This is a genomic window from Micromonospora noduli (assembly GCF_003264475.1).
GTDB lineage: Bacteria > Actinomycetota > Actinomycetes > Mycobacteriales > Micromonosporaceae > Micromonospora > Micromonospora noduli.
Genome location: NZ_PYAC01000033.1, coordinates 212032 through 235770 on the forward strand (window position 1 = coordinate 212032; position 23739 = coordinate 235770).

General features: G+C 72.1%; 20 protein-coding genes and 1 riboswitch. Of the genes, 11 read left to right on the top strand and 9 right to left on the bottom strand.

The window, feature by feature from the left end; all coding sequences use genetic code 11:
• Positions 1-12: 12 nt before the first annotated feature.
• A complete protein-coding gene (locus MED15_RS25590; RefSeq protein ID WP_112585493.1) occupies positions 13-918 on the bottom strand; it encodes a DUF72 domain-containing protein in 906 nt (301 codons plus the stop codon).
• A 133-nt stretch (positions 919-1051) separates the two neighbouring features.
• Here MED15_RS25590 and MED15_RS25595 point away from each other — a divergent pair, with 133 nt between their 5' ends.
• On the top strand, positions 1052-1555 hold the full coding sequence (locus MED15_RS25595) for a DinB family protein (protein WP_112585492.1): 504 nt from the start codon (positions 1052-1054) through the stop codon (positions 1553-1555).
• A 43-nt stretch (positions 1556-1598) separates the two neighbouring features.
• On the opposite strand, the gene MED15_RS25600 is transcribed toward MED15_RS25595, so the two are convergent.
• Entirely contained in the window at positions 1599-3656 is a 2058-nt protein-coding gene (locus MED15_RS25600; protein WP_112699872.1) for an amylo-alpha-1,6-glucosidase, read from the bottom strand.
• Positions 3653-4060, bottom strand: a complete 408-nt coding sequence (locus MED15_RS25605; RefSeq protein ID WP_112585488.1) for an SCP2 sterol-binding domain-containing protein — start codon at positions 4058-4060, stop codon at positions 3653-3655. Before MED15_RS25605 ends, MED15_RS25600 begins: the two co-directional genes overlap by 4 nt.
• 161 nt (positions 4061-4221) lie before the next feature.
• Here MED15_RS25605 and MED15_RS25610 point away from each other — a divergent pair, with 161 nt between their 5' ends.
• Entirely contained in the window at positions 4222-5268 is a 1047-nt protein-coding gene (locus tag MED15_RS25610; RefSeq protein WP_112585486.1) for an NAD(P)-dependent alcohol dehydrogenase, read from the top strand.
• A 9-nt stretch (positions 5269-5277) separates the two neighbouring features.
• On the opposite strand, the gene MED15_RS25615 is transcribed toward MED15_RS25610, so the two are convergent.
• Positions 5278-5787, bottom strand: a complete 510-nt coding sequence (locus MED15_RS25615) for a mycothiol transferase (RefSeq protein ID WP_112726666.1) — start codon at positions 5785-5787, stop codon at positions 5278-5280.
• 78 nt (positions 5788-5865) lie between these two features.
• On the opposite strand from MED15_RS25615, the gene MED15_RS25620 reads away from it, so the two are divergent.
• Entirely contained in the window at positions 5866-6381 is a 516-nt protein-coding gene (locus tag MED15_RS25620) for a 2'-5' RNA ligase family protein (RefSeq protein ID WP_112585483.1), read from the top strand.
• Between the two features lie 209 nt (positions 6382-6590).
• Positions 6591-6776, top strand: a complete 186-nt coding sequence (locus MED15_RS33280) for a hypothetical protein (RefSeq protein WP_091401337.1) — start codon at positions 6591-6593, stop codon at positions 6774-6776.
• A gap of 15 nt (positions 6777-6791) precedes the next feature.
• Here MED15_RS33280 and corA read toward each other — a convergent pair whose 3' ends face one another.
• On the bottom strand, positions 6792-7922 hold the full coding sequence (corA, locus tag MED15_RS25625; protein WP_112585481.1) for a magnesium/cobalt transporter CorA: 1131 nt from the start codon (positions 7920-7922) through the stop codon (positions 6792-6794).
• A 155-nt stretch (positions 7923-8077) separates the two neighbouring features.
• Between corA and MED15_RS25630 the strand changes: the two genes are divergently transcribed.
• From MED15_RS25630 to MED15_RS25645, 4 genes are all read left to right on the top strand, one after another.
• Positions 8078-10036 (top strand): amino acid transporter, encoded by a 1959-nt coding sequence (locus tag MED15_RS25630; protein WP_112737133.1) that lies wholly within the window; start codon positions 8078-8080, stop codon positions 10034-10036.
• A gap of 86 nt (positions 10037-10122) precedes the next feature.
• A riboswitch (SAM riboswitch) is annotated at positions 10123-10234 on the top strand.
• A 273-nt stretch (positions 10235-10507) separates the two neighbouring features.
• A complete protein-coding gene (locus tag MED15_RS25635; RefSeq protein ID WP_112737135.1) occupies positions 10508-11413 on the top strand; it encodes an ABC transporter substrate-binding protein in 906 nt (301 codons plus the stop codon).
• A gap of 39 nt (positions 11414-11452) precedes the next feature.
• The gene (locus MED15_RS25640; RefSeq protein ID WP_112737137.1) at positions 11453-12226 is read left to right on the top strand and encodes an amino acid ABC transporter permease; all 774 of its coding nucleotides are present in this window, start codon (positions 11453-11455) and stop codon (positions 12224-12226) included.
• Positions 12223-12966 (top strand): amino acid ABC transporter ATP-binding protein, encoded by a 744-nt coding sequence (locus tag MED15_RS25645; protein ID WP_112585475.1) that lies wholly within the window; start codon positions 12223-12225, stop codon positions 12964-12966. Before MED15_RS25640 ends, MED15_RS25645 begins: the two co-directional genes overlap by 4 nt.
• Before the next feature lie 28 nt (positions 12967-12994).
• On the opposite strand, the gene MED15_RS25650 is transcribed toward MED15_RS25645, so the two are convergent.
• Both MED15_RS25650 and MED15_RS25655 read right to left on the bottom strand, forming a co-directional pair.
• Entirely contained in the window at positions 12995-14569 is a 1575-nt protein-coding gene (locus MED15_RS25650) for a Na+/H+ antiporter (protein ID WP_208646724.1), read from the bottom strand.
• A 114-nt stretch (positions 14570-14683) separates the two neighbouring features.
• On the bottom strand, positions 14684-18031 hold the full coding sequence (locus MED15_RS25655; protein ID WP_112737139.1) for an ATP-binding protein: 3348 nt from the start codon (positions 18029-18031) through the stop codon (positions 14684-14686).
• A 139-nt stretch (positions 18032-18170) separates the two neighbouring features.
• On the opposite strand from MED15_RS25655, the gene MED15_RS25660 reads away from it, so the two are divergent.
• The 3 genes from MED15_RS25660 (at position 18171) to MED15_RS25670 (ending at position 20260) form a co-directional block, all read left to right on the top strand.
• Positions 18171-19049: an alpha/beta fold hydrolase gene (locus MED15_RS25660; protein WP_112698192.1), complete on the top strand. Its 879-nt coding sequence runs from the start codon at positions 18171-18173 to the stop codon at positions 19047-19049.
• A 414-nt stretch (positions 19050-19463) separates the two neighbouring features.
• Entirely contained in the window at positions 19464-19865 is a 402-nt protein-coding gene (locus MED15_RS25665; RefSeq protein WP_244220583.1) for a hypothetical protein, read from the top strand.
• Positions 19862-20260 carry a hypothetical protein gene (locus tag MED15_RS25670; RefSeq protein WP_112585469.1) on the top strand — a complete coding sequence of 133 codons (399 nt, stop codon included), beginning with the start codon at positions 19862-19864 and terminating at the stop codon, positions 20258-20260. The genes MED15_RS25665 and MED15_RS25670 overlap by 4 nt, the downstream gene beginning before the upstream one ends.
• Positions 20261-20303: 43 nt before the next feature.
• On the opposite strand, the gene MED15_RS25675 is transcribed toward MED15_RS25670, so the two are convergent.
• Complete coding sequence (locus tag MED15_RS25675) at positions 20304-22472, bottom strand: hypothetical protein (RefSeq protein WP_112601672.1); 2169 nt, start codon at positions 22470-22472, stop codon at positions 20304-20306.
• Positions 22473-22479: 7 nt separating this feature from the next.
• The gene (locus tag MED15_RS25680) at positions 22480-23682 is read right to left on the bottom strand and encodes a low temperature requirement protein A (protein WP_167457727.1); all 1203 of its coding nucleotides are present in this window, start codon (positions 23680-23682) and stop codon (positions 22480-22482) included.
• Positions 23683-23739 lie beyond the last annotated feature (57 nt).

A 23739-nucleotide genomic window follows, 5' to 3' on the forward strand; every position in this document is an offset into this window, starting at 1 on the left:
CCCGTGCCGCGATCAGCCGGTCGCCGGGACGGCCTGCTCGACGACCATGGTCTCGGCGAGCAGTTGCGCCAGCCGGGTGGCGTCGCGCTGGGCCTGCCCTGCGCAGCAGTTGTTGAACAACACGTGCAGTTCGTCGGGGAGATCGGCGAACTCGGCCAGCCGTCCGGCCCAGTGCCGCAGCTCGTTCTCGGCGTACGCGTACCGGAACTTCTCCTGCTTGTCGCCCTCGCCCCAGGCGTCGCTGTGACCGTGGAACCGGACGATCGCCGGTTCCGCCGTCATGGTCAGGATCGGTGGCACCGACGACGGGTGCCCCTGTGGCATGTCGACGCAGACCAGCGACAGGTCGTGGGCGCGTAGCAGATCCAGAGTGTCCGCCGCCACGTCGTCGTCCAACCAGGAGCCGTGCCGCAGCTCCACAGCGACCCGCCACGGCCGGCAGCGCTGCGCCAGCTCGATGATCCGGCGTTCAGCTGCGGGGCTGCGCACCAGCCACGGCGGGAACTGCAACATCACCACACCGAGCTTGCCGGCCGCCGCGATCGGGTCGAGGGCCGCGCGGAACCGGGCCCACAGCTCGTCGTATGCCGGCTCCGGCAGGTCCCGGCGGCGGATCCGGCTCGGGCCGCTGGCCGGTCGCAGGTCCCGGGGCAGCACGGCGACCGGTGTCGGGTGACCGGTGAAGAGGCTGAACGCCTTGACGTCGAAGGTGAAGTCGTCAGGTGTGGCGTCCACCCAGCCCTGGGTCGTCTCCGGCACCGGGATGGCGTAGTAGGACGTGTCCACCTCGACCATCGGGAACTGGCTGGCGTAGAAGCCCAGCCGACGGGCCGGCGTGCTGGCCGAGCGTGGGTACCACCCGGAGCGCAGCAGGGACTGGTCCGCCCAGGACGACGTGCCCACCTTAATCACACCCATGTCATTCAGTTGACCGCCACGGGCGCGGATCGGCAACCGCTGGCGGTTCTTCGGTCGAGCTGGTGTCGTGCCCGAAAGTGTCGGTGCCTCGCCCTACGGTGGCACCGGGTGGACATCAACGAAGGGTGGCGGCATGACCAGCACTGAGCAGCTCACCGGTGAGCGCACCGACCTCCTGCAGAGCCTGCGCAGGCACCGCGCTTTCCTCTTGCAGACGGTCGACGGGCTCACCGACGAGCAGGCGGCCAGCCGCCCCACCGTCAGCGGGCTCTGCCTCGGTGGCCTCATCAAGCACGTGTCCGGCGTCGAGCGCCGGTGGATGCTCTTCGCCGTCGACGGCGCGGAGGCGATGGGCCGCGAGGAGATCGACTGGGTCGGTCAGTTCCAGATGTTGCCGGGCGAGACCCTCGCCGGGCTGGTCGAGCGCTTCCAGGCGGTGGCCGCCCAGACCGACGAGTTGGTCGCCACCCTCGACCTGGACGCGGCGCACCCGCTGCCGCAGGCGCCCTGGTTCGAGCCGGGGGCGAGTTGGACGGTCCGCCGGGTGCTGCTGCACCTGATCGCCGAGACGGCCCAGCACGCCGGGCACGCCGACATCCTGCGGGAGTCCATCGACGGCGCCAAGACGATGGGCTGACCCCGACGTCGACCGTCGCCGGGCCGAGCGCTGCCGCACCGCCTCAGCGCAGGCGGCGCCGGCGTTCGGTGCTCCGGTCTCTCGCGTAGGCGTCGGAGTGACCCCAACGGCCCGGGATGTCCAGCAGTTCCAGCCGACCGAACCCCTCCGGCACCGCCGGGTTCACCAGCAGGTTGTCGCCGGTGGGTCGCAGGCCCAGCATGGTGCCGAGCAGCATCAGCAACGCCCCTGACGACCACGCCTGCGGGCGGCAGCTCGTCGTCAACTGGACGGGGTAGGTCGTCAGGTCGCGCTCGTACCCGGCGATCACTCCCGGCGTCGCGCCACCGAGCGTCTGCGCCATGTCGAAGATGCCGTCGGCGATCCGGGCCGCCTGCACGTCGAGGCGGTAGCGGCGCAACCCGGCGGCGATCAGCGCGTTGTCCGACGGCCACACCGCGCCCAGGTGCGTGCCCACCGGGTTGTACGCGCGCTGCCCCGTGGCGAACGTCCGTACTCCCCACCCGCTGAACAGTCGCGGCCCGACCAGGTGCTCGGCGACCGCCTCCGCACGGTCGTCCGCGACGATTCCGCTCCAGAGCAGATGCCCGATGTTGGAGGCCAGCGCGTCGACCGGTTCGCCGTACGGGTCGAGCGCCAACGCGTAGTACTCCCCGTGTGGCAGCCAGAAGTCCCGGTTGAAGCGCTCCTTCAGCGCTGCCGCCTCCCGTTCCAACCGGTCGGCGTACGTGGGGTCGCCCCAGAACTCCCGGGCCAGCCGAGCGCCACGCCGCTTCGCGTCGTACGCGTAGCCCTGCAACTCACAGGTGGCGCGGGGGAAGGCGGGTTGCCGACCGTGGGCGTCGACGATGGCGTCCGGGGAGTCCTTCCAGCACTGGTTGATCGTGCCGTCGCGTTCGTTGCGACGCTGGTAGCGCAGGTAGCCGTCCCCGGTCAGGTCGCCGTACTCGTCGATCCAGTCCAGCGCCATCCGGGCCGGGTGGCGCAGCTCGCGGACCAGGTCCGCGTCACCGGACCAGCGCTCGTACTCGTCGAGCAGTACGACGAAGAGTGGGGTGGTGTCCGCCGCGCCGTAGTACAGCGCGCTCGCCCGGTCGCTGAACGCCCCCGTCTCGCCGTACCGGAGCTGGGCCAGGATCTTGCCGGGCTCCTCGTCCAGCGAGTCGTCGAGTTGGCCGCCCTGCATGAGCGCCAGCATCCGTAGCGTCGCGGGAGCCAGTTCGGGGGTGAAGGCCATCGTCTGGAGGCAGGTGATCAGGGCGTCCCGTCCACACAACCCCATCGCCCACGGCAGACCACCGATCGGCACCCGCTCGCGGTACGACAGCGGCCTGTAGCGCAGCGCCGCCAGGTCCGCGAGGCTGCCCTGGTAGAGCTCCTCCAGGCCCTTGCGTTCGGCCACCAGCTGCGGTGCCCGGTCCAGCCACTGCGCCAGGTCCTCGCGCATCCCCGTCCGCACAATCTGCTGGTGCGACTGGAGGTCGGCGCGGAGATCCCGGCCGTCCTCGCCGCCCATGGTCACGCTGACGTGCAGGTCGGTCTCCCACTTGCCGTCGGGCGCGATCCGGATCCGGAACGTCATCCCCCGCTCGTCCACCTCGGCGGGGACGGTGCTGCGCACTGTGGTCTCCCGGACGAACCGGTCCCGCTGGTAGCGCAGCACGAGTTGCTGGTTCGCCGAGTCGGCGCTGACCTCGACGGCCCGCTGCCGGAGCTGCCCGACCTCGATGATGTCGGTGAAGTCGCTGGCCATCTCCACCCGGACGGTGAACTCGGCGGGCTGCGACGAGTGGTTGAGCACTGTGAGGTTCTCGTGGAAGCAGTCGTGCACCGAGCGGTGCCTGATGATCGACACGTCGGCGTCGACGTAGTGGCTCGCCGCACCGGGGACCAGGAAGAACCGGGTCTCGAAGTAGGTGAGGTCGTCGCGGGAGAGCGCGTTGATCCGTTCACCGTCGATCCTGAGCACCCAGTGGGACAGGAACCGGGTGTCGTAGGCGAAGAGTCCGAGCGGGGCCTGCGGATCGACCTCGATGTCGCCCTGGGCGTCGCTGATCGCGAAGAGATTGCCGGCGATGACGTGCACCAGTTCCTGCTTCACGACCGCTCATTCCGAGCGGTCGTCGCGGCCCGGCCAACCAGCGCGGCCCGGCCCAGCTCGTGCGGGTGACGGGCGCCGTCCGGCCCGGAGAAGATCCGCCGCAGCAGCATCAGCAGTTGCATGTTGCCCTGCACGGTCAGCTCGTTGCGCAACAGGCCCGCGCCGGGGTGCAGCTCACCGCGGGCCATCCGGTCGAAGACCGCCCGGTCGGCCCGCACCACCAGCTCGGCGTCGTCCGCCGAGCGGGTCACCCGGACCCGTTGATCGGCGATGGTCAGGTACCAGTGATCGGTGCTGCCGTCGTCACGGACATCCAGCCGCAGCGTCCCCGCGGTGGTCTCCGGCAGGTCGGGCCGCCGACCGGTGTCCAGCTGTCGCAGGTACTGCTCCGCCGTAGCGCCCATCGGGTCCCCTCCCCACGGTTTCCCGCAGGATCACCCGCGCCGGGGTGAGCCCGGCTCACCCGAAGAGGGTGAGGTGCCAGATCTGCCCTGGCGTCGGCCTGTTTGCTCTGGGACGAGGTGGGCAGGCCAGTGGTTCAGCCGAGACGGACGGGAGCACCGGTATGCGCGCGCTGCGGTTGAAGGAGTGGAAATCGGAGCCGGAGTTGGTCGAGGTTCCCGACCCGACGCCCGGGCCGGGTCAGGTGGTGGTGCGGATCGGCGGTGCCGGCGCCTGCCATTCGGACCTGCACCTGATGGACGAGTTCGAGCCGGGCACGATGCCCTGGAACCCACCCTTCACGCTCGGGCACGAGAACGCCGGCTGGGTGCACGCCCTCGGCGACGGTGTGACCGGGCTTTCCGTCGGGCAACCGGTCGCTGTGTTCGGCGCATGGGGTTGTGGCACCTGCGCCCGTTGTCGGGTCGGAGTCGACCCGTACTGCGAGAACCCGTCCGCTGCGCCGGTACCGAGCGGCGGCGGCGGGCTCGGACTGGACGGCGGAATGGCCGAGTTCGAGCTGGTCCCGGATGCGCGGCACGTCGTGCCTCTTCCGGAGGGTTTGGATCCGGCGGAAGCCGCACCGCTGACCGACGCGGGACTTACCCCGTACCACGCCATCCGACGCTCCTGGCCGAAGCTGCCACCGGGCAGCACGGCCGTGATGATCGGGGTCGGCGGGCTGGGGCATGTGGGTGTGCAGATCCTCAAGGCCACCACCGCCGCGCGGGTGATCGCCGTGGACACCCGAGCCGAGGCGCTGCGGTTGGCCGAGGAGTGCGGCGCCGACCGCACCGTGACGTCCGGACCGGCCGCCGCCGAGGAGATCCGGGACGCCACCGGAGGGCGGGGCGCCGATGTGGTGCTGGATTTCGTTGGCACGGACACCACCCTGGCGCTCGGCGTGGCGGCGGCCCGCACCGTGGGCGACCTGACCATCGTGGGGATCGGCGGCGGCACCCTGGGGGTGTCGTTCTTCTCCGTGCCGTACGAGGTGAGTATCGCGACCACCTACTGGGGCAGCCGCCCCGAGCTGGTGGAGGTACTCGACCTGGGTGCCCGGGGCCTGGTCCGCCCGAAGACCACAACCTTCGCACTGGGAGGCGCCCTGGACGCGTACCGCCAGATGCGCGACGGGACCCTGGAGGGCCGGGCGGTGATCGTGCCGTGAGACCGGCGTTCAGTCGGCCTGGATGAGGCCGCGGACGAAGGCGGCCTGGCCCACGTGTTGCAGGTCGTCGTCGACGATGCTGACCAACCGGACGCCGAGGGTGACCGGCGGGTCCCACCCCTCGTCGACCACGCGGTCCAGGTCCGCCGGTCCCAGGCCGGCCAGCAAGCTTCCGGTACGCGCCGCGACCGCCTGGTAGTAGTCGATCAGCGCCTGCGCGCTCTCCGGCCGCACGGCAGCGACCTGAGCGGGCGAGTGCCCGTAGCCGGTGTTGTCGGGGTCGGCGGCGAGCCCGAACCGACCCGCCCAGTCGCCGCTCACCCAGATCTGCTCGGCGTCGAGCAGGTCGGCGACGTGGTGGTCCTGCACCCGGGTGAGGTGCCAGACCAGCCAGCCGACCGAGTTGGCGCCCGGCCCGGGCTGCTGGCGCAGTTGCTCGGGGCTGAGGCCGTCGACGGCCGCGCGGACGAGGTCGGGCAGCCGGTCGTACGCCTCGGTCAGCAGGTCACTCACGTCCACGGGTACGCCTTCCTGGTCGGTTTCCGAACAGGTACCGCCGGACCAGGGCGCGCAAACCTCGACGGCTACGGTGATCGAATGGTCGCCGCGGTGGAGTTGTACCTGGACCCGGACGCCACCCGCCGGATCCGGGTGCTCTGGGACGCGCTGGAGGCCGAGGGGGTGCAGAGCATGCGCTCGCTGCTGGAGCAGCGCCATCGTCCGCACGTCTCGCTCATGGTGGCGCCCCGTTTTGACCCGGAGCAGGTCGCCGAGGCGCTACAGGGGACGGTGGTGGCCGCCCCGCTGCGGCTCGACTTCCAGCACGCCGGCCAGTTCGTCGGTCGGGTGCTCTGGCTCGGCCCGGCGCCCACACCGGAGTTGCTGGCGCACCACCGGCTGGTGCACGACCGGCTCGCCGCCGCCGGCATCGCCCTCGCCGAGCACTACCAGCCGGGGCGGTGGGTGCCGCACTGCACGCTCTCCATGCGGGTGCCGAACACGCTGATGGCCGCCGCGGTGCGCCGCTGCCTGGAGGTGTTGCCGCTGGCCGCGACAGTGGTCGGCGCGGCGCTCACCGATCACGCACGCGGCATCGCCCACCCGCTGCCTTGACCGCGCCTCGACCGTCGAGGCGTAATGTCCGGTTTGGCGGGCGACAGTCGGAAACCCGAAAACAAGCGGTGCGGATGCGGCCGGGCGTGGGAAGGTTCGAGTGGCTGTCGTACCGGTGGTGGGCTGCTCACAGGCGGTCCGCCCATCCGGTGTGGCGCGGGGTCACCCCGCGCCGCCCACGGCGGCTTCGACGAGGAGAGGCAGGGCCCATGCAGGCTCAGCGCAGGCCACCGCGCACGGAGCGGAGCCAGACCCGGGACGACCGGACCGGCGGCGGAATGACCGGGGCGGCCACGCCACTGACGATCTGGGCGGCCGCCGTACTGCTCGGCCGCATCGGTGCCGGCGACGACGACGTCGAGGACGAACGGCACATCCTGCGCGGCATCGAGTGATCCCGGCCGCGCGGCTCAGAGCCAGCCGCGCCGCTTGAAGATCACATAGAGGGTGCCGCAGACCAGCAGCATCAACAGCAGCGCGAAGAGGTAGCCGAAGCGCCAGTTCAGCTCCGGCATGTGGACGAAGTTCATGCCGTACACGGTGCCGATGAGCGTGGGAGCGAAGAGGATCGCCGCCCAGGAGGAGACCTTCTTCAGCTCCTCGTTCTGGCTGTAGCTGGCCGCGGTGAGGCTGCGCATCTCCTCGTTCTGCTGCTGCGAGACGAGGGTGGCGTTGACGGTGAGGATGTTCTGCAACAGGTGCCGGAAACTGTCCACCCGCTCCACCACCTGGGTCAGGTGGTCGATCACGTCGCGCAGGTAGCGGCGTAGCTCCTCGTCCGCGCTGGCGCTGCCGGCGCCGTCGGCCAGCGCGTCGAGCACGCTGAGCAGCGGGCGGGCGGCCCGCTGGAACTGGATGACCTCGCGGCTGAGCCCGTAGATGCGGCGGCTGGCGTTCGGGTCGCCACCGAACACCTGGGTCTCGATCTCGTCGATGTCGTTCTCCAGTCCGGCCACCACCGGCGCGTACCCGTCGACGACCTGGTCGAGGATCGCGTACAGGACCGCCTCCGGCCCCCGGGCGAGCATCTGCGCCTCGGTCTCCAGCCGCCGACGCACGGCGGCCAGGTCGGGCGCCTCGCCGTGTCGGACGGTGACCACGAAGCCCGGCCCGATGAACAGGTGCAGCTCGGAGAACTCGACCTCCTCCCGGAGGTCGTTGTAGCGGGCGGCGCGCAGCACCACGAACAGGGTGTGCCCGTACCGCTCCAGCTTGGGCCGCTGGTGGGCGTTGATCGCGTCCTCGACCGCCAGGTCGTGCAGCCGAAACTCCCGGGCCAGCGAGGTGATCTGCTCGATGTCGGGCCGGTACAACCCGATCCAGGCCATCGCGCCGTCCTGCTCCTGGAGGCAGCGGTACGTCTCGGCGAGGCCGGACGGCGAGGCGAACCGGTGCCCCCGGATGTAGACCGCGCTGTCCACCAGGCCGCCGTGGGACGCGGCGGGCGACTCCGCAGACGGCGCCACACCGACCCTCGTCTCGTACTCGTCGAGTTGGCGGCCGAAGCCACCACCCGGGCGGAAGCGACGGCCGCCGACCATGCCCTGTCCCCTCCCCCGGTGCCGTCCCATCCAGCCCGGGGCGCTGCTTCCCCCCTGTCCTGGGCCCTGAAACCCGCCGTGGCGTCGGCTGGGTTCCGCGCACCGGCGGACGGGGGCGGCCCGTCGGGCGGATACTCACGGTGACCGTGGGCGGGATGACGGGGGACGCGCCGGTGACTGTCGACAGACGCGGCGGCCGGTTGCGGGGGTGGCTGCTCGACGCCGGCTCGGACCAGGCCGTGCAGCACCCGGGGCCGCACGGGCGCCCGCCGGAGCACCGGCACCACCCGTGGTGGAAGGTGATGTGCCTGACCGGGGTCGACTACTTCTCCACGTTGGGTTACCAGCCGGGCATCGCGGCGCTGGCCGCCGGGGCGCTCTCACCGGTGGCGACCCTGGTGCTGGTGCTGGTGACCCTGCTGGGGGCGCTGCCGGTCTACCGGCGGGTGGCGGTGGAGAGCCCGCACGGTGAGGGCTCCATCGCGATGCTGGTACGCCTGCTGAGCTACTGGCCGGGCAAGTTGCTGGTGCTGGTGCTGCTCGGTTTCGCGGCCACCGACTTCATCATCACCATCACCCTCTCGGCCGCCGACGCGACGGCGCACATCGACGAGAACCCGTTCTGGCCGAGCGGGCTCAAGGGTCACGAGGTGCTGGTCACGCTGCTGCTGGTGTCGCTGCTGGGCGCGGTGTTCCTCAAGGGATTCACCGAGGCCATCGGGATCGCCGTCGTCCTCGTCGCGGTCTACCTGACGCTGAACGCGGTGGTGGTGGCCGACGCGCTGTGGCGGGTGGCGACGCACCCGAGCGCGGTCGGCGACTGGACCACCATGCTGACCACCGGGCACGGCGATCCGTGGCTGGTGGTCGGGCTGTCGCTGTTGGTCTTTCCGAAGCTGGCGTTGGGCCTGTCCGGCTTCGAGACCGGGGTGGCGGTCATGCCGAGCGTACGGGGTGACCCGCAGGACTCGGAGGCACGACCGCTGGGCCGGATCCGTGGCGCCCGCCGGCTGCTCACCACCGCAGCGGTGATCATGAGCGTCTTCCTGATCACCAGCAGCGTGACGACCACCGTGCTCATTCCGCCGGAGGCCTTCCAGCCGGGCGGGCCGGCGAACGGGCGCGCGCTGGCCTACCTGGCACACGCCCACCTCGGCGAGGTGTTCGGCACCGTCTACGACCTGTCCACCATCGGAATCCTCTGGTTCGCCGGGGCATCGGCGATGGCTGGTCTGCTCAACCTCGTGCCGCGCTACCTGCCCCGCTACGGCATGGCGCCGACCTGGGCCCGAGCCGTCCGGCCGCTGGTGCTGGTCTTCACCGCCGTGGCGTTCCTGATCACGATCGTTTTCGAGGCCAGCGTGGACGCGCAGGGTGGCGCGTACGCCACCGGGGTCCTGGTGTTGATCACCTCGGCCGCGACGGCGGTGACGCTCGCGGCGCAGCGGCAGCGTCAGCGCGGTCGCACCATCGCGTTCGGAGTCGTCGCGGTGATCTTCGTCTACACCACAGTGGCGAACGTGGTGGAGCGCCCGAGCGGCGTCAAGATCGCGGCCTGTTTCATCGGCGGGATCATCCTGGTGTCGGTGCTGTCCCGGCTGATCCGGGCCTACGAGCTGCGCGTCGACCATGTCGAACTGGACCACGCCGCGGCCCGGATGATCGACGAACGCGCCGGACGACGGATCCGCCTCATCGCACACGAACCCGACCGGCGCGACGAGGCGGAGTACCGCGCCAAGCTGGCCCAGACCATGGCGGACAACGACTTTCCCGACGACGGCGACGTCATCTTCGTCGAGGTCACTGTCACCGACCCCTCCGACTTCGAGACGGAGCTGCTGGTCCGGGGCAGCGTGGCCGACGACCGCTTCCCGGTGCTCAGCCTGGCCAGCTCGTCGGTGCCCACCGCGCTCGCCGCTCTGTTGCTGGAGATCCGCGACCGCAGCCGTCGGCGCCCCCACATCTACTTCGAGTGGTCCGAGGGCGGCCCAACCCGCAACTTCCTGCGCTACCTGGCGTTCGGACAGGGCGCCATCGCCTCGGTGACCCGGGAGATCCTGCGCCGCCAGGAGCCCGACCCGCACCGTCGACCGCACGTGCACGCCGGCTGACCTGCGAGTCGACGGTCCGTCGCGCACAGTGAGCGTGGTCATAACGACTGGACGATCCACCCGTTCCTGCTGCTAGCCTCGGCGCAGGTCATGAGCGCCAGCGCGAAGCCCCGGCTCGCTGGCCGGCAACCCTCCTCCGCGGTGGGGTGCCCCGGGTGAAGACCAGGCACCGGCAGGACGTCGGTGCAAGCGTGGCCTGGCACCCAGGTCAGCACAGACCCGGGAGAACCATGCGCATCCTCAGCACCACCCCACCGACCGACGTCGCGGACTCCCGCACCGGTCGACCCTCGCCCGCACTGATCCGGCGACGGCACGTGGACATGATGCGAATGTGCAGCGCCGCCTGTCGTCGCGGCACCGCGCTCTAGCACCCCCTTCCCGAGCTCCTTTCCCACCGGTACGCCCATCGGGCGCACCGTCGGTGGCGCACGTCCGTGCGCGCCGAGACACCACCCTTCGGAGACACCCGTGCGATTCCTTCCTGCCCTGACCCGCGCCGCCGCCCTGGGCGCGGCCACGATCCTGGCCGCCACCGCCCTCACCGCCTGCGGCGACGACAGCTCGTCCGACGCCACCGCCAACCCGTACGGCCTGGCCCAGTCGGGCGTACTGCGCGCCGGAACGCTGACCGACGCCCCGCCGAACGTGTACCTCAAGGACGGCAAGTTCACCGGCTTCGACAACGACCTGCTGACCGCCGTGGCCGGCAAGCTCGGTCTCACTGTCGAGTTCGTCGGCACCGACTTCTCCGCGCTGCTCAGCCAGGTCAACAACCGCAAGTTCGACGTGGGCAGTTCCTCGATCACCATCACCGAGGCCCGCAGGAAGACCGTCGACTTCGGCAACGGGTACGACTTCGGCTACTTCGGCCTGGACGTCCCGGCCGGCTCGCCGATCACCGGCTTCGACCAGCTCGCCGGCAAGCGGGTCGTGGTGGTGCAGGGCACCGTCCAGGACGACTACGCCACCGGCAAGCAGCTCAACCCGGTGCGGGTGCCCGACTACAACGGCGCGATCAACCAGCTCAAGGCGGGAACCGCCGACGCCTGGATCGCCCCGGCGGAGATCGGCGAGAAGTCGGCCACCGACAGCAACGGCAAGATCACCGTGGCGGCCAAGCAGCTCAGCCCGGCACCTACCGCGTACGCCGTGGCCAAGGGGAACGACAAGCTGCGCGAGGCGCTGAACAAGGGCCTCGACGAGGTCATCGCCGATGGCACCTGGAGCCGGTTGCAGGCGCAGTACTACCCGGGCCGGCCGATCCCGGCGGACTTCACGCCGGGCAGCGGCACTGTGAAGGCCCCGTCCGCGTCGACCGCGCCGTCGGCGTCCGCTACGGCCGTGCCGTCGGCGTCCGCGTCGATCGCGTCCTGAGCCGGTGACGAGCGAGCGGGGCGGGAGGAGGAGCCACCGATGGATCCGTTGAGCACCCTGTGGGAGACCTTCTTCGACTGGGACGCGATGCGCGAGGCGCTGCCCGAGATGCTGACCGTCGGGTTGCCCAACACGCTCATCCTGGCGGTCTCCGCCGCCCTGCTCGGCTCGGTGCTGGGCCTGCTGCTGGCCGTCGCCGGGATTTCCCGCAGCCGCTGGCTGCGCTGGCCGGCGCGGATCTACACCGACGTGTTCCGGGGGCTGCCGGCCGCGGCGACGATCCTGCTGATCGGCGTCGGGCTGGCCCCGCTGGGCATGCAGGTCTGGGGGCCGGATCCCTACCCGTTGGGCATCCTGGCGCTGTCGCTCATCGCCGCCGCGTACATCGGAGAGATCTTCCGCTCGGGCATCCAGTCGGTGGAGGCCGCCCAGTTGGAGGGCGCCCGGGCGCTCGGCTTCTCCTGGGCCGACGCGATGCGGCTGGTGATCATTCCGCAGGGCATCCGGCGGGTGCTGCCGGCCTGGGTGAACCAGCTCATCGCACTGATCAAGGACTCCAGCCTGGTCTACTTCCTCGGCCTGGTGGCCAGCCAGCGGGAGCTGTTCCGGATCGGGCAGGACTACGCGGCCACCACCGGCAACGAGTCGGCGCTGCTGCTGGCGGGGCTCTGCTACCTGGCGTTGACGGTCCCGCTGACGCACGTCGTGAACTGGATCGACCGGCGGCTGCGCAACGGCCGGCCGGCCACCGCGTCGACCGAAGAGGACGACGACATCGCGTCGTACGCCGCGACGGAAGGAGATCGGCGATGACCACCGCCACGACGACCTCGGTCAGCCTCGACGTACGCGACGTGCACCTCGCCTTCGGACCGAACCGGGTGCTGCGCGGCGTCGACCTCTCGGTGCCGCGAGGCGCGACGGCCTGCGTCATCGGGCCGTCCGGGTCGGGCAAGTCCACGCTGCTGCGCACCATCAACCGGCTGATCGAACCGGACCGGGGCGACGTGCTGCTGGACGGGCGCAGCGTGCTGGGCGACGACCCGGACGCGCTGCGGCAGCGGGTGGGCATGGTGTTCCAGCAGTTCAACCTCTTTCCGCACATGAGCGTGCTGCGCAACGTCACGCTGGCGCTGCGGCGGCTGCGCAAGCTCGGTGCGGACGAGGCGGAGACCGTCGCCCGGGCCCAGTTGGAGCTGGTGGGGCTGGCCGGCAAGGCGAACTCCCGGCCGGCGCAGCTCTCCGGTGGTCAACAGCAGCGGGTGGCGATCGCCCGCGCGCTGGCGCTGCGGCCCGAGGTGATGCTCTTCGACGAGGCCACCTCGGCGCTCGACCCGGAGTTGGTCAAGGGCGTCCTCGGGGTGATGGCCGACCTGTCCGCCGCCGGCATGACCATGGTGGTGGTGACCCACGAGATGGGCTTCGCCCGGCAGGTCGCCGACACCGTCGCCTTCATGGACCGGGGCGTGGTGCTGGAGGCCGGCCCACCCGAGGCGATCTTCGAGCGGGCCGAGCATCCGCGGCTTCGCCGTTTCCTCGACCAGGTGCTCTGAGCCGCGCGGCCCGACGGGTTGCCGACGGTCACTCGTTGGGCCCGCGCCCCAGCAGCCGGATCTCCTCGTTGTCCAGCGCGGACTGAAGTTCCTGGAGCACCAGATCGTCGATCTCCCGGTTGTCGCGCAGCCGGGTGACCTCCCGCCTCTTGTGGGCGAGAACGCCGAGGCGCAGTCGGCGTTCCAGGCGGCGCTCCTCGGCGGTGTTCCCACCGCTCTCGTCGAGGTCCTCCAGATGCCGCCGGTACTCGGCTTCCAGCCGACGCACCGATTCATTCTGGGCACCGATCTCCGCGGCGACCTGGGGAAGAGCGGCCAGGCCCACCTCGGTGGCCCGCCGCCGGGCGTTGCGGGCCTCGTCGACGCGTTCCGGGTCGCCGCTCAGCCCGGCCCAGCGCACGACCAACGGCAGGGTGGTGCCCTGAAGCAGCATGATCAGCACGATCACCAGCGCGGTGACGAAGATGATCAGATCCCGTTCGACCACCGGTTGACCGTCGACCATCACCGTCGGGACGGCCAGGGCGGCGGCCAGCGAGACCGCGCCCCGGAAACCGGACCAGCCCGCGACGGTCCCCACCCGCCAGGCGGACGGCCCCTGGCTCGGGTCCATTATCCGCCGGCGCCGCAGCCGCGCCGACTGCGCGGTCAGGTAGACGAAGAGCAGGCGGGTGCCGATCACGACCAGGGTGACCACCAGCACGATCAGCAGCGCCCGCTCGGGCGAGGTGCTGGTGATGCTCCGCACCGAGCGGGGAATCTGCGTGCCGAGCAGGACGAACAACCCGCCGTTGATCAGAAACGTGGAGAGGTCCCAGAACGCGTACGCCAGCACCCGGGACCGGGCGCGGATCACCCGTGGGCCGGCGTAGGCCAGCACCAGGCCGGCGACCACCACCGCCAGCACACCGCTGGCGTGCACCGCGTCGGCGAGCAGGAAGGCGCCGAACGGGGTCAGCACGCTGAGCGCGCCCTCGCGCAGCGGATCGTCGAGCCGCTTGCGGATCAGCACCACGGCGGCCCCCACCAGCAGACCGGCGACCACGCCCCCGACGCTGGCGCCGACGAACTCCTCACCGATGCCCAGCACGCCCGGCCTGGCGCTGTGGCTGAGCAGACCCACTGCCACCGCGAAGACCACCAGCGCGGTGCCGTCGTTGATCAGGCTCTCCGCGTGCAGGGTGGTGAGCAGCTTACGGGGCAACCGCTTGGCCAGGCCGGTGACCGCGGCGGCGTCGGTCGGCGCGAGGACCGCGCCGAGCACCCAGGCGGCAGCGGGGTTCACCCCGAACGCCTGCGCGGCGAACGACACAGTGACCATGGTGAGCACCACCAGCACCACGGCGAGCAACCCGATCACCGGCAGGTTGGCCCGGATCTCCCGCAGGCTGATGGTGAGGCTCTCCCGATACAGGATCGCCGGCAGGAAGATCAGCAGGACCAGGTCGGGTTCCAGGGTGACCTCGGACAGCGGCGGCGTGAGCCCGAGCAGCACGCCCAACGCGATGAGCAGGACCGGCGGGGCGACCCGGTACCGACCGCCGAGGGTGGTGCCGACGAGGACGGTGACGCCGAGCACCACGATCAGGATGAGCGCCTCCACGCGTACACCCCCTCGGACCACGGCCGGCGGTGGACGCGCCGGTGGTTCCATCTGACCGCACCGGCCGGTGGGTTCCGGCGGAAACCGGCAAGTCGCGGTGCCCGCGGGCGAGGGTCAGGCGGTGGCGCGGGCGCGCGCTGTCACCGCACGGGCCGTACGACGGTGTTCGGCCGCCTCCTCGTGCCGGCCCATCGCGGCGGCCAGGTCGGCGAGGTGCCCGGCCACCGGGCCGACGGTGAGCACCCCACTGCCGGCGGCCAGCTCGTCGACGGCCGGCAGCAGCTCGGCGTGGACCCGCGTCATCGTGGCCCGGTCGTCGAGGGCGCGCGCCGCCCGACCGACGAGGCAGAGCCGCACCTCACGCAGCAGATCGTGCGGCCCCTCGGGAAGCGCCCGCAGGGCGGCCGCGGCGGCGTCCCGGTCGTCGGCGGCGAGCAGCAGCAACGGCCGGACCCACGGTTCGTGCGGCCCCCAGTCCAGGTCCGCCCAGTCGGCAGCGCCGAGCCCCGTGGTCGGCCGGTCGGCAGCGCCGAGCCCGATGGTCGGCCGGTCGGCGCCGATGGTGTCGGCCAACCGCAGGCCGAGCAGGGCCAGCGGGAGCAACCCCTGGGTCAGCCCCGGCATGCTGTCGGCGCTCACCCGGTCGGTCGCCGAGCGGTACGCCTGCGCCGCCGCGTCCGACTCGCCGTCAAGGGCCAGGCGCAGTGCGGCGTACCACCGGGTGAAGACACCGACCAACGGCAGCTCGTACCGTTCGGCGAGGCGGTCGGCGGCGCGGGCGTGCGCGTCGGCGGCGGGCGGGTCGGCCAGCGCGCAGTTGGCCTGGACCAGGACGAGGTGGCCGAGCACCTCGAAGGTCACCAGGTGGTGCCGGGCGGCCAACTCGACCAGTTCCACGCCGATCCGGGCCCGCGTGTCGGCAAGACCGACGCGGTGGAAGGCGTGCATGAAGCGGGCGTTGAGCGCGAAGGCCAACAGCCCGGGGTCGCCGATGTCGCGGGCGGTCGTCTCGGCCTCGACGGCGGCGCGGCGGCCACGATCGGTGGTGGTGCCGCGCAGCTCCAACGCGAGGGTGCTCAGCAGCCGACTGCGCTGCGCCGAGCCGATCGGGCCGAGCGCGGTCAGGGCGTGTTCGGCGGCTCGGACGATGTGCCCGGAGAGCAGGTCGTCGTCGTTGCGCGTCCAACTGGCGGGCACGTCGAAGCCAGCCAGGGCCTCCTGGATCAGCAGGGGGTCTCCGGTGGACTCGGCGACGGTGATCGCCTCGGCACGCCGTAGCCGCGCCTCGGCCAGCCGGCCCGTCACGGCCAGCGCCCGCCCCAGGCCGAGCAGCGCGGTCACCCGCCCACGCGGCTCGACCCCGCCGGCGCGGCCGTACGCGTCGATCGCCTGGCCCCACAGGCGGGCCGCCTCGTGGGGGTTGCCGCCCCATTCGGCCCGCTCGGCCGCCACCCGGGCGTACGTCGACGCCTCGGCGGCGTGGACCGGCCCGCCGGCGCGCAGCAGGTGGTACGCGAGGGCAGCCGGCTCGACGGGTTCCCGCTGTCGCAGCACCTCGGCGACGGCCGCGTGCCAGGCGGCGCGGCGCGGCGCGGACAGGTCGGCGTAGAGCGTGTCGCGGACCAGGATGTGGGTGAAGCGCAGCCGCCCGTCGGACTCCCGTTCGGTGAGGAACCCGGCCGCCAGGGCGCGGTCCACGGCGTCCAGCGCTGTCGTCGGGTCACCGGCCAACACGCCCAGCACGTCCGGGTCGAGGTCCCGGCCGAGCACGGCCGCCTGCCGCAGCACGGTACGGGTCGAGGTCGGCAGCTGCGCCAACCGGTGCCGGATCACGTCGCGTACCCCAGGCGGTACGGCGGCCAACCCCGCCTGCCCCGTGCTCGCGTACAGCTGGGCCAGTTCGCGGACGAAGAACGGGTTACCGCCGCTGCGCTGATGGATCGACCGGGCGGTGGACTGGTCCAGTTCCGACCCGACGATGGCGCCGGCCAGCTCGCCGGTCGCCGACGCGGGCAGCCCGGCAAGATACTCCCGGACCGGCTCCAGCCCGGCGGCGCGGGCCAGGGTGGCGGTCAGCTCCGGGCTGATCTCGGTGGCCCGGTAGGTGCCGAGGATCAGCACCGGCCCGCCGGCCGGCTGCGGGCCGGTGAGCAGTGCGGTCAGCAGGTCCAGGGTGTCACCGTCGGCGCGGTGCAGGTCGTCGAGGACCAGCAGGACCGGCTCCCGGTCGGCGACCGCCGAGATCAGCGAGGCCACCGCGCGGTGTCGACGGAACCGCACGGTGGCGGGGTCAGCCGAGCCGTCAGCCGAGCCGTCTTCCGAGTCGGCGGCGGCGGGGGCGACGACGGGGGCGGCCGGCCCGGCGAGCGCGTCGGTGATCTGGGTCCACGGCCACGCTGGCGGAGCGCCCTCGTACTCCGGGCTGCGTCCCCACGCCGTGGTCCAGCCCTCGGCGGCCAGTCGCCGGGTCAGGGCCTCGGCCAGTGCCGTCTTGCCGGCGCCCGGGTCGCCGCTGAGCAGGGCGAGCGTGGGCTGGCGGCGGCGGGACGCGGCCTCGGCGGCGCGCCGCAGCAGTTCCAGCTCCGCGTCGCGGCCCACGAACGGGCGCTGCTCCGCCTGGACTTGTCGAACGGGTTCCCCGAGGCCGGTGGTGACGGCCCGGTCGACGGCCGGGGCGAGGTGCGGCGCCTGGGCCAGGATGTCGGCTTCCAGCCGTCGCAGCTCGGGCCCCGGGTCCACGCCCAGCTCGGTCACCAGGACGTGGCGGGCTTCCCGCAGCGCGGCCAGCGCGTCGCCCTGCCGGCCGGCGCGGTACCGGGCCGTCGCGAGCAGTCGCCAGGCGTCCTCGCGCAGCGGATGGCTGGCCAGGTGTGCCGGTAGGTCCGCGGCCGCCTCGTCCGGTCGGCCCACCGCCAGGAGCGCCTCTGCCCGCCGCTCGACGGCGAGCATCCGCAGCTCGTCCAGCCGGTTGATCTCCGCGAAGGCCCAGGACTCGTTGGCGCAGTCGGCGTACGCGGGCCCGCGCCAGAGCCCGAGCGCCGACTCCAGCGCGGTCAGGGCCGGCGCGGGACGCCCGGCCGCCAGCAGCCGGCCCGCCTCGGCGACGGCCGCCTCGAACTGTCCGGCGTCGACAGCGTCCGGGGCGGCCTTCAGCGCGTACCCGGGCGGCTCGGTGACCAGGATCCGGGGCGGCTGCCGGGGTGGTCTGTCGGGCTCCAGGGCCCGGCGCAGGTCGGCGACGAAGGTCCGGATCGCGCCCACCGCGCCGTCCGGTGCGACCTCCCACAGGTCGTCGACGAGACGATCCACCGGCACCACCCGACCGTGGGCGATCAACAGCCGGCCGAGCACCAGGCGCTGCCGGTGCCCCCGCAGGGGGACCGGGCCGCGCTCGGTCGCGGCGATCACCGGCCCGAGTACGCCGAAGGTCACCGCGACGGGCGCCGTCAGCTGCCTGGTCATGGCACCAATCTAGGCCCGTGGCCCGGCCGGCACTGATCCGACGCTGACCGGCTGCTGATCACCGCCGGACAGGCTCGGTGAGGTACGACGGCGACGGGCCTCCGCCCTCGCCGGCACTGCTCACCAGGAAGGTTCCCCCGTGGACCCGAAGATCAACGGATTCGACTACCGACGCGTCACCGTCGCCGACGGGGTGACGCTCAACGCCGCCGTGGGCGGTTCCGGGCCGGCGATCGTGCTGTTGCACGGCTTTCCGCAGACCCACCTCATGTGGCGGCACGTCGCCGCCGATCTGGCCGCCGACCACACGGTCATCTGCCCCGACCTGCGCGGCTACGGCGACAGCGACAAGCCCCTCGACACCGACGGCACCGGGTACGCCAAGCGCACCATGGCCGCCGACATCGTGGCGCTGGCCGGCGCGCTCGGTCACGATCGGTTCGCGTTGGCCGGGCACGACCGGGGCGCCCTGGTCGCGTTCCGCGCCGGCCTCGACCATCCGGCGGCGGTCAGTCAGCTGGCCCTGCTCGACGTGCTACCCACCCTGGACATGTGGGACGTGCTGCACGGCGCCAGCGCCGCGGTGGCGTTTCACCTCTACCTGATGGCGCAGCCGCCCGGCCTGCCCGAGGAGCTGATCGCCGGCAGCCCGGACGCCTTCTTCGGTCACTTCCTGGACGTCTGGACCCGTGATCCGGAGGCCCTGCCGGCGGAGGTGCGGGCCGCGTACCTGCGCGCGTCCCGCGACGCCGTTCCCTCGATCGTCGCCGACTATCGGGCGTCCGCCGGGATCGACGTGGCCCACGACGCCGCTGACCGGGCGGCCGGCAACCAACTGCGGATGCCGGTGACTGTGCTCCAGCAGGACTGGGGCGCGGCGCTGGGCTACGACGCGGCGGCGGTGTGGCGGGCCTGGGCACCCGACCTGGACCACCAGACGGTCACCTGCGGACACTTCATGGCGGAGGAGGCCCCGGCCGAGGTGCTCCGGGCGCTGCGCGCCCTGCTCGCCCGTTGATCGATCGGCGACCCGGCCACCACTGTCACCCTGGGCAAGATATCCGACACTCCTTGTCACCGGGTGGCTGTGTGGCCGGGTCGTCGCGCCGCACCCGTCCCACAGCCCACAAACCAGCCAGTAATGGGCCTTGACCTGCGGTAACGCGACGTTGCACGAGGTGGACGGCAACCCGTCATCGGTGATACACAGGCAGATACCGGCAGCCAACGACGTCGAGTCGCTCCATCTTCTCGCCCAACGACCGTCCACAGGCAACGCACCACTGGGCTCCGCCGCACGGACCGCGGCTCGCCGTCGCGACCCACCGAACGGCACTGGTCCACCGGGCGCTGCCGGACGCCGGTCCTCGACCAAGGAGTTGCCGTGGGAACCCTACGAATCCGATCCCGCCACCAGCCGTACGAGATCGCTGTGCTGGCCGCGGCACCGCTCTGCGGCATTCTGATGATGACCCTCGATGTCCGGCCGACGTCCGTTCAGACGTCGATGCCGGGGCCCATCCAGGTCGCCTGGGAACTGGGTCTGATCGCGGTGGGCGTCGGTGGACTACTGGGCATCCTGTGGCCCGGCCGGCTCTCCACCGGGCTCGGCCTCGAACTCGCGTCGGTGCTGGTGCTCGGCACGATCACCGGCATGTACGCGGTAGCCGTGCTGGTCATGTCGGGCCGATCTTCCATCGTCGCGGCGTCGTTCGTGATGGCGGTGACGGTCGGGTCGCTCTGGCGGGCCGCGCAGATCGCCATCGACCTTCGTCGCCTGGCCCGAGCGTGCGAATTTGTGACCTACGAACAGTTGCAGGCAGGTGTTACGTGATCACCGCACCCGCACCGGCTGCACCGCACTGGGTGCAGGTGACGCTCAGCGTGCTCGGCATCCTCGGCGGAGGCACCGGCCTCGCCGCTATCGCCACCGTCGTGGTGCAGCGGGGCAAGTTCAAGGCCGATGCCGCCGACACGCTCACCGAGGCCGCCCTCACGCTCGTGCAGCCGTTGCAGACGCGGATCACCCAGTTGGAGGGCGAGGCGTTCAGCGCCCGGTCCGAGCTGGGCACGCTCCGCGAACAGGTCAACCAGTTGCAGTTCGTGGTCCGGGTGCTCACCCGGACGCTGGACCGCTGGCGCGCCGCGATCCGTGCCCCCGACGCCACGCTGCGCAAGGTCCGAGCGACGGTGGCAGAGTCGGACCGGATTCCCGAGATGGACCGTTGACCGCGGTGGTGTCCCCGCACCGCCCGCCCCACGATCGGCCGGCTCAGCCGGCACCGCGGAGGCGTTCGGCGAGTTCGCGCACCGCCGCCCGGAACTCGGGGTCGGTCTCGCCCGGATGGTGCCCCCGCAGCGGCGGCGCTGACCGCTCCCCCGGCGCCGGCAGCAGGTCCGGTGGGTCCCGCAACCGCCGGTCGACCTGGCCCGCCGGATCGGTCGGGTCCGGTGATGGATCGCCGGGGCGGTGTGCGGCGAAGACCCAGCCGCCGACCGGGTCGGTGTCCCGCCAGAGGTTGAGCCACCGCCACTCGACCCGCTCCCCCACGTCACGCAGCACCTCCTCGTTGAGGTAGGCCGGAAAGAGCCGGGCGTACAGGCGGTCCAGCGGTGACCCGTAGGTGAGCAGCGCGACCCGTCGACGTACGCGCGGGGGCAGCCGCAGCACCGCGAGAGCGAGCAGCGCGGACCCGTGGCTGTGCCCACAGAGCAGAACCCCGACGTGCCGCTCGGCCAGTTGGCTGATCCGGTCGGCCAGTTCCGGCACCGCGCGGTCGGCGTAGCTCGGCGGGGCGAACGGGTGCGCGGCCCGGGGCCAGAAGGTGCCCAGGTCCCACAGGATGCCGACGTGTCGGCGAAACCACGCGGTCCGATAGGCGAACACGCCACCGGTCACCAGCGTGAGCAGCAACGCGGCGACAAGGTAGCTACCCCCGCTGAGCCCCATCTGGACGGCTCCGGCCGGCAGCCCGAGCAGTTGCCGGGTCAGGTCCTCCGGTTCGCGCCCGCTACGCCCCACCAGACTCGTGGCCAGTCCGACCACCGCGAGCGCCGCGTACGTGGCGGCCAGCGGACCCAACCACTCGGTGAACCGCGCCCGGGCGATGGTCTTCGTCGTCAGCCGTAACCTGCCGACCGCCTCCGCTGGCACGACCGGGAAGTCACGAGCGGTGATCGCCGCAGCCGCACGCAGCCGGCGCCGCCGCGACACGACGGTCAACGCGCCGCACAGCAGCACCGCCGCGACCACGTGCAGGAAGAAGGCCAGCAGCGTCCAGCGGTACGGCAACGGTGGCCCACCATCACCGCGGTAGCCGCCGAGCAAATCCCCCATCTGGTAGACGAGGCCGGCGGAGAGCGCGCCAGCCAGGCCGACCGCGAGGGCGGCGAGGACCGCCGCGCCCAGGCCACCCGGCAGCGCGGACCGGCCGCCCACCCGACCGCGCTGCCACAGCACCACCACGCTGAGCAGCACCAGCGACGTCATCTGGCCCAACAGAGCCGCGCCGGCGATCCCGCCGTAGCCGGGAAGTTCGGCCGCCGACGACCAGTCGCGCCGGTCGCTCGCCACGGTGACGAGGGTCGCCACGCTCAGGACGGCAGACACCGTGCCCGCCGTGCGGGCGGTCCAGGTCGCCGTTCGGGCGGTCGCCGCCCGGTCGATCATCCCCGGAGCGGCGAGCAGACCGACGCAGGCCAGCAACACCGCCGCGCTGAGCGCCAGCAGCAGCGTCGTGGAGAACGTCGCGCCGCTGGCGCGACGGGCCGTGAGCAGCACGACATTGAGTACGGCGAGCGCGGCGGCCACGTGGATCGCGCGCAACCGGTGCACCAGCGGCTCCACGGCCCACAGTGGGTTGTCGGCCGGGCCGGACCGACGGGTTCCGAGGAGGCGCAGGACCGCTATGGCGGCGATCGGCAGGAGCGCCAGCACGGCCAGCCGCTGCCCGACGTTCCGACCGTCGAGCCCGGCCATGGTGTCGAAGGGCGGGCGGCAGCGGGCCGCACCGAGACACCGCCAGGCGAGCAGGTCGAGGGCCACTCCGGCGATGGACACCACGTACAGCACTGTGAGGTTGAGCGCGAGGAGCCGACACAGCACGCTGACCGCGACGGCGCGGCGGCGGCCGGTGGGGCGCATCCACACGGCCACGTTGGCGAGCATGAACGGCAGCAGGAAGACCATGGCGAGGGTCCGTCCGACGGTGCCCGAGGGCAGGTCACCCCAGCGGTACGCCTCCAGCGTCAGCTCGTCCGGGCCGATGTCGTCCGACCGGGTGGCACGGTGGAAGCCCCCGCTGCCGTCGCCGGCGACCTGCCGGACCTGCGGCTGGTCGAGGATGACCGTCGGGTCCGCCCCGGACACGCCGTGCACCCGCAACTCCACCACGTCGTGTCGTCGCGGTTGGTCGCCGTGCCGCTGTCTTCCCTCAGGCATCGGGGCGCTATCCGTGTCGCCGCTTGTGGGGTGCGTCGCTCTCCCCGGGCTCGTGCACGGACCGCCGCAGTGCCGGCATCGCGTCGAACAGGACGATCAGCAGCAGTACCCCGGCGACGACGGCGCTGTTGACCAGTTGCGGAGACCGCACTGTCGCCAGCCCGCCCACGATGATCGCCGGCACACCGACCAGACGCGCCCAGGGCCAGCTGCCGTCGACCACCGCCGCGAGCAGGATCCGGGCGCTCAGGAACAACGCGGGGCCGATGACGCCCACTGTCGTCTGCCCCGTTTCGTATTCTCCCGGATGGTCGATCGTCATCTCCATGGCCACCGAGGTGGCCAGCACACCAGCGATCATGACGAGGTGCAGGTAGCCCGCCATCAGCGTCAACTTGCTGCCGGGCGGGCCCTCCGCCTCGATTCTCGCGCCCAGCCGGCTGCCGGCGGGCACCAGGTAGAGCCGGGCGAGGGCCACCGCCGTCACGAACGCCAGGGCGAAGGCCACAGTGCTGTCCCGGTCCAGGCCGGACCCGCTGTAGGTGACGCCGGCGATCAGGATCAGCTCACCCAGGGCGATGATGAAGATCTGTTGGTACCGCTCGGAGAGGTGTGTTCCGTTCACCTGAAGTTCCGGCCAGGTGCTGCGTCCGAGCCACGGGAACGGCCAGCGCAGCCGCGCCAGGGAGTACTCCATGACGAGGGCGAGCGCCCAGAGCACCTCCCGGGCCGGGGTGACGGCCGCCCCGACCACCCAGAGCACACCGGAGATCGCGAACCAGACCGCAACCCGCAGGCTCCGCACCTGTAGCGGGTGCCCCCGCAGGGCGGGGATCAGGATCGCCGCCCGACCCAGGTGGATGGCCACGTAGGCGACGGCGAACACCATGGCGTGTCCGTCGAACACGGTGGGTACGGCCGCGGCCATCAGCAGGCCGCCGAACATCGTCCAGAGCAGCAGGGTGACGATCAGCGGAGCCCGGGGGTCGAACCAGTCCGCCGACCAGGCGGTCACGAACCACACCCACCAGAGCGCCGCCAGCATCAGCAGCGTCTGGAAACCACCGTTGAAGCTGGGGTCGTCGAGCAGCGCCCGGGACAACCGGGTCAGCGCGAAGATGAACGCCAGGTCGAAGAAGAGTTCCAGGAACGACGCCTTGCCCGGGTTCTCCCGCCGGAGCAGCAGCCGTCCCGGAAGCCCGCCCGCCATCGCCATCCTTCCCCGGCCCGCAGCTGCCACCGCCGCCCCAGTCGTACCACCCGGACC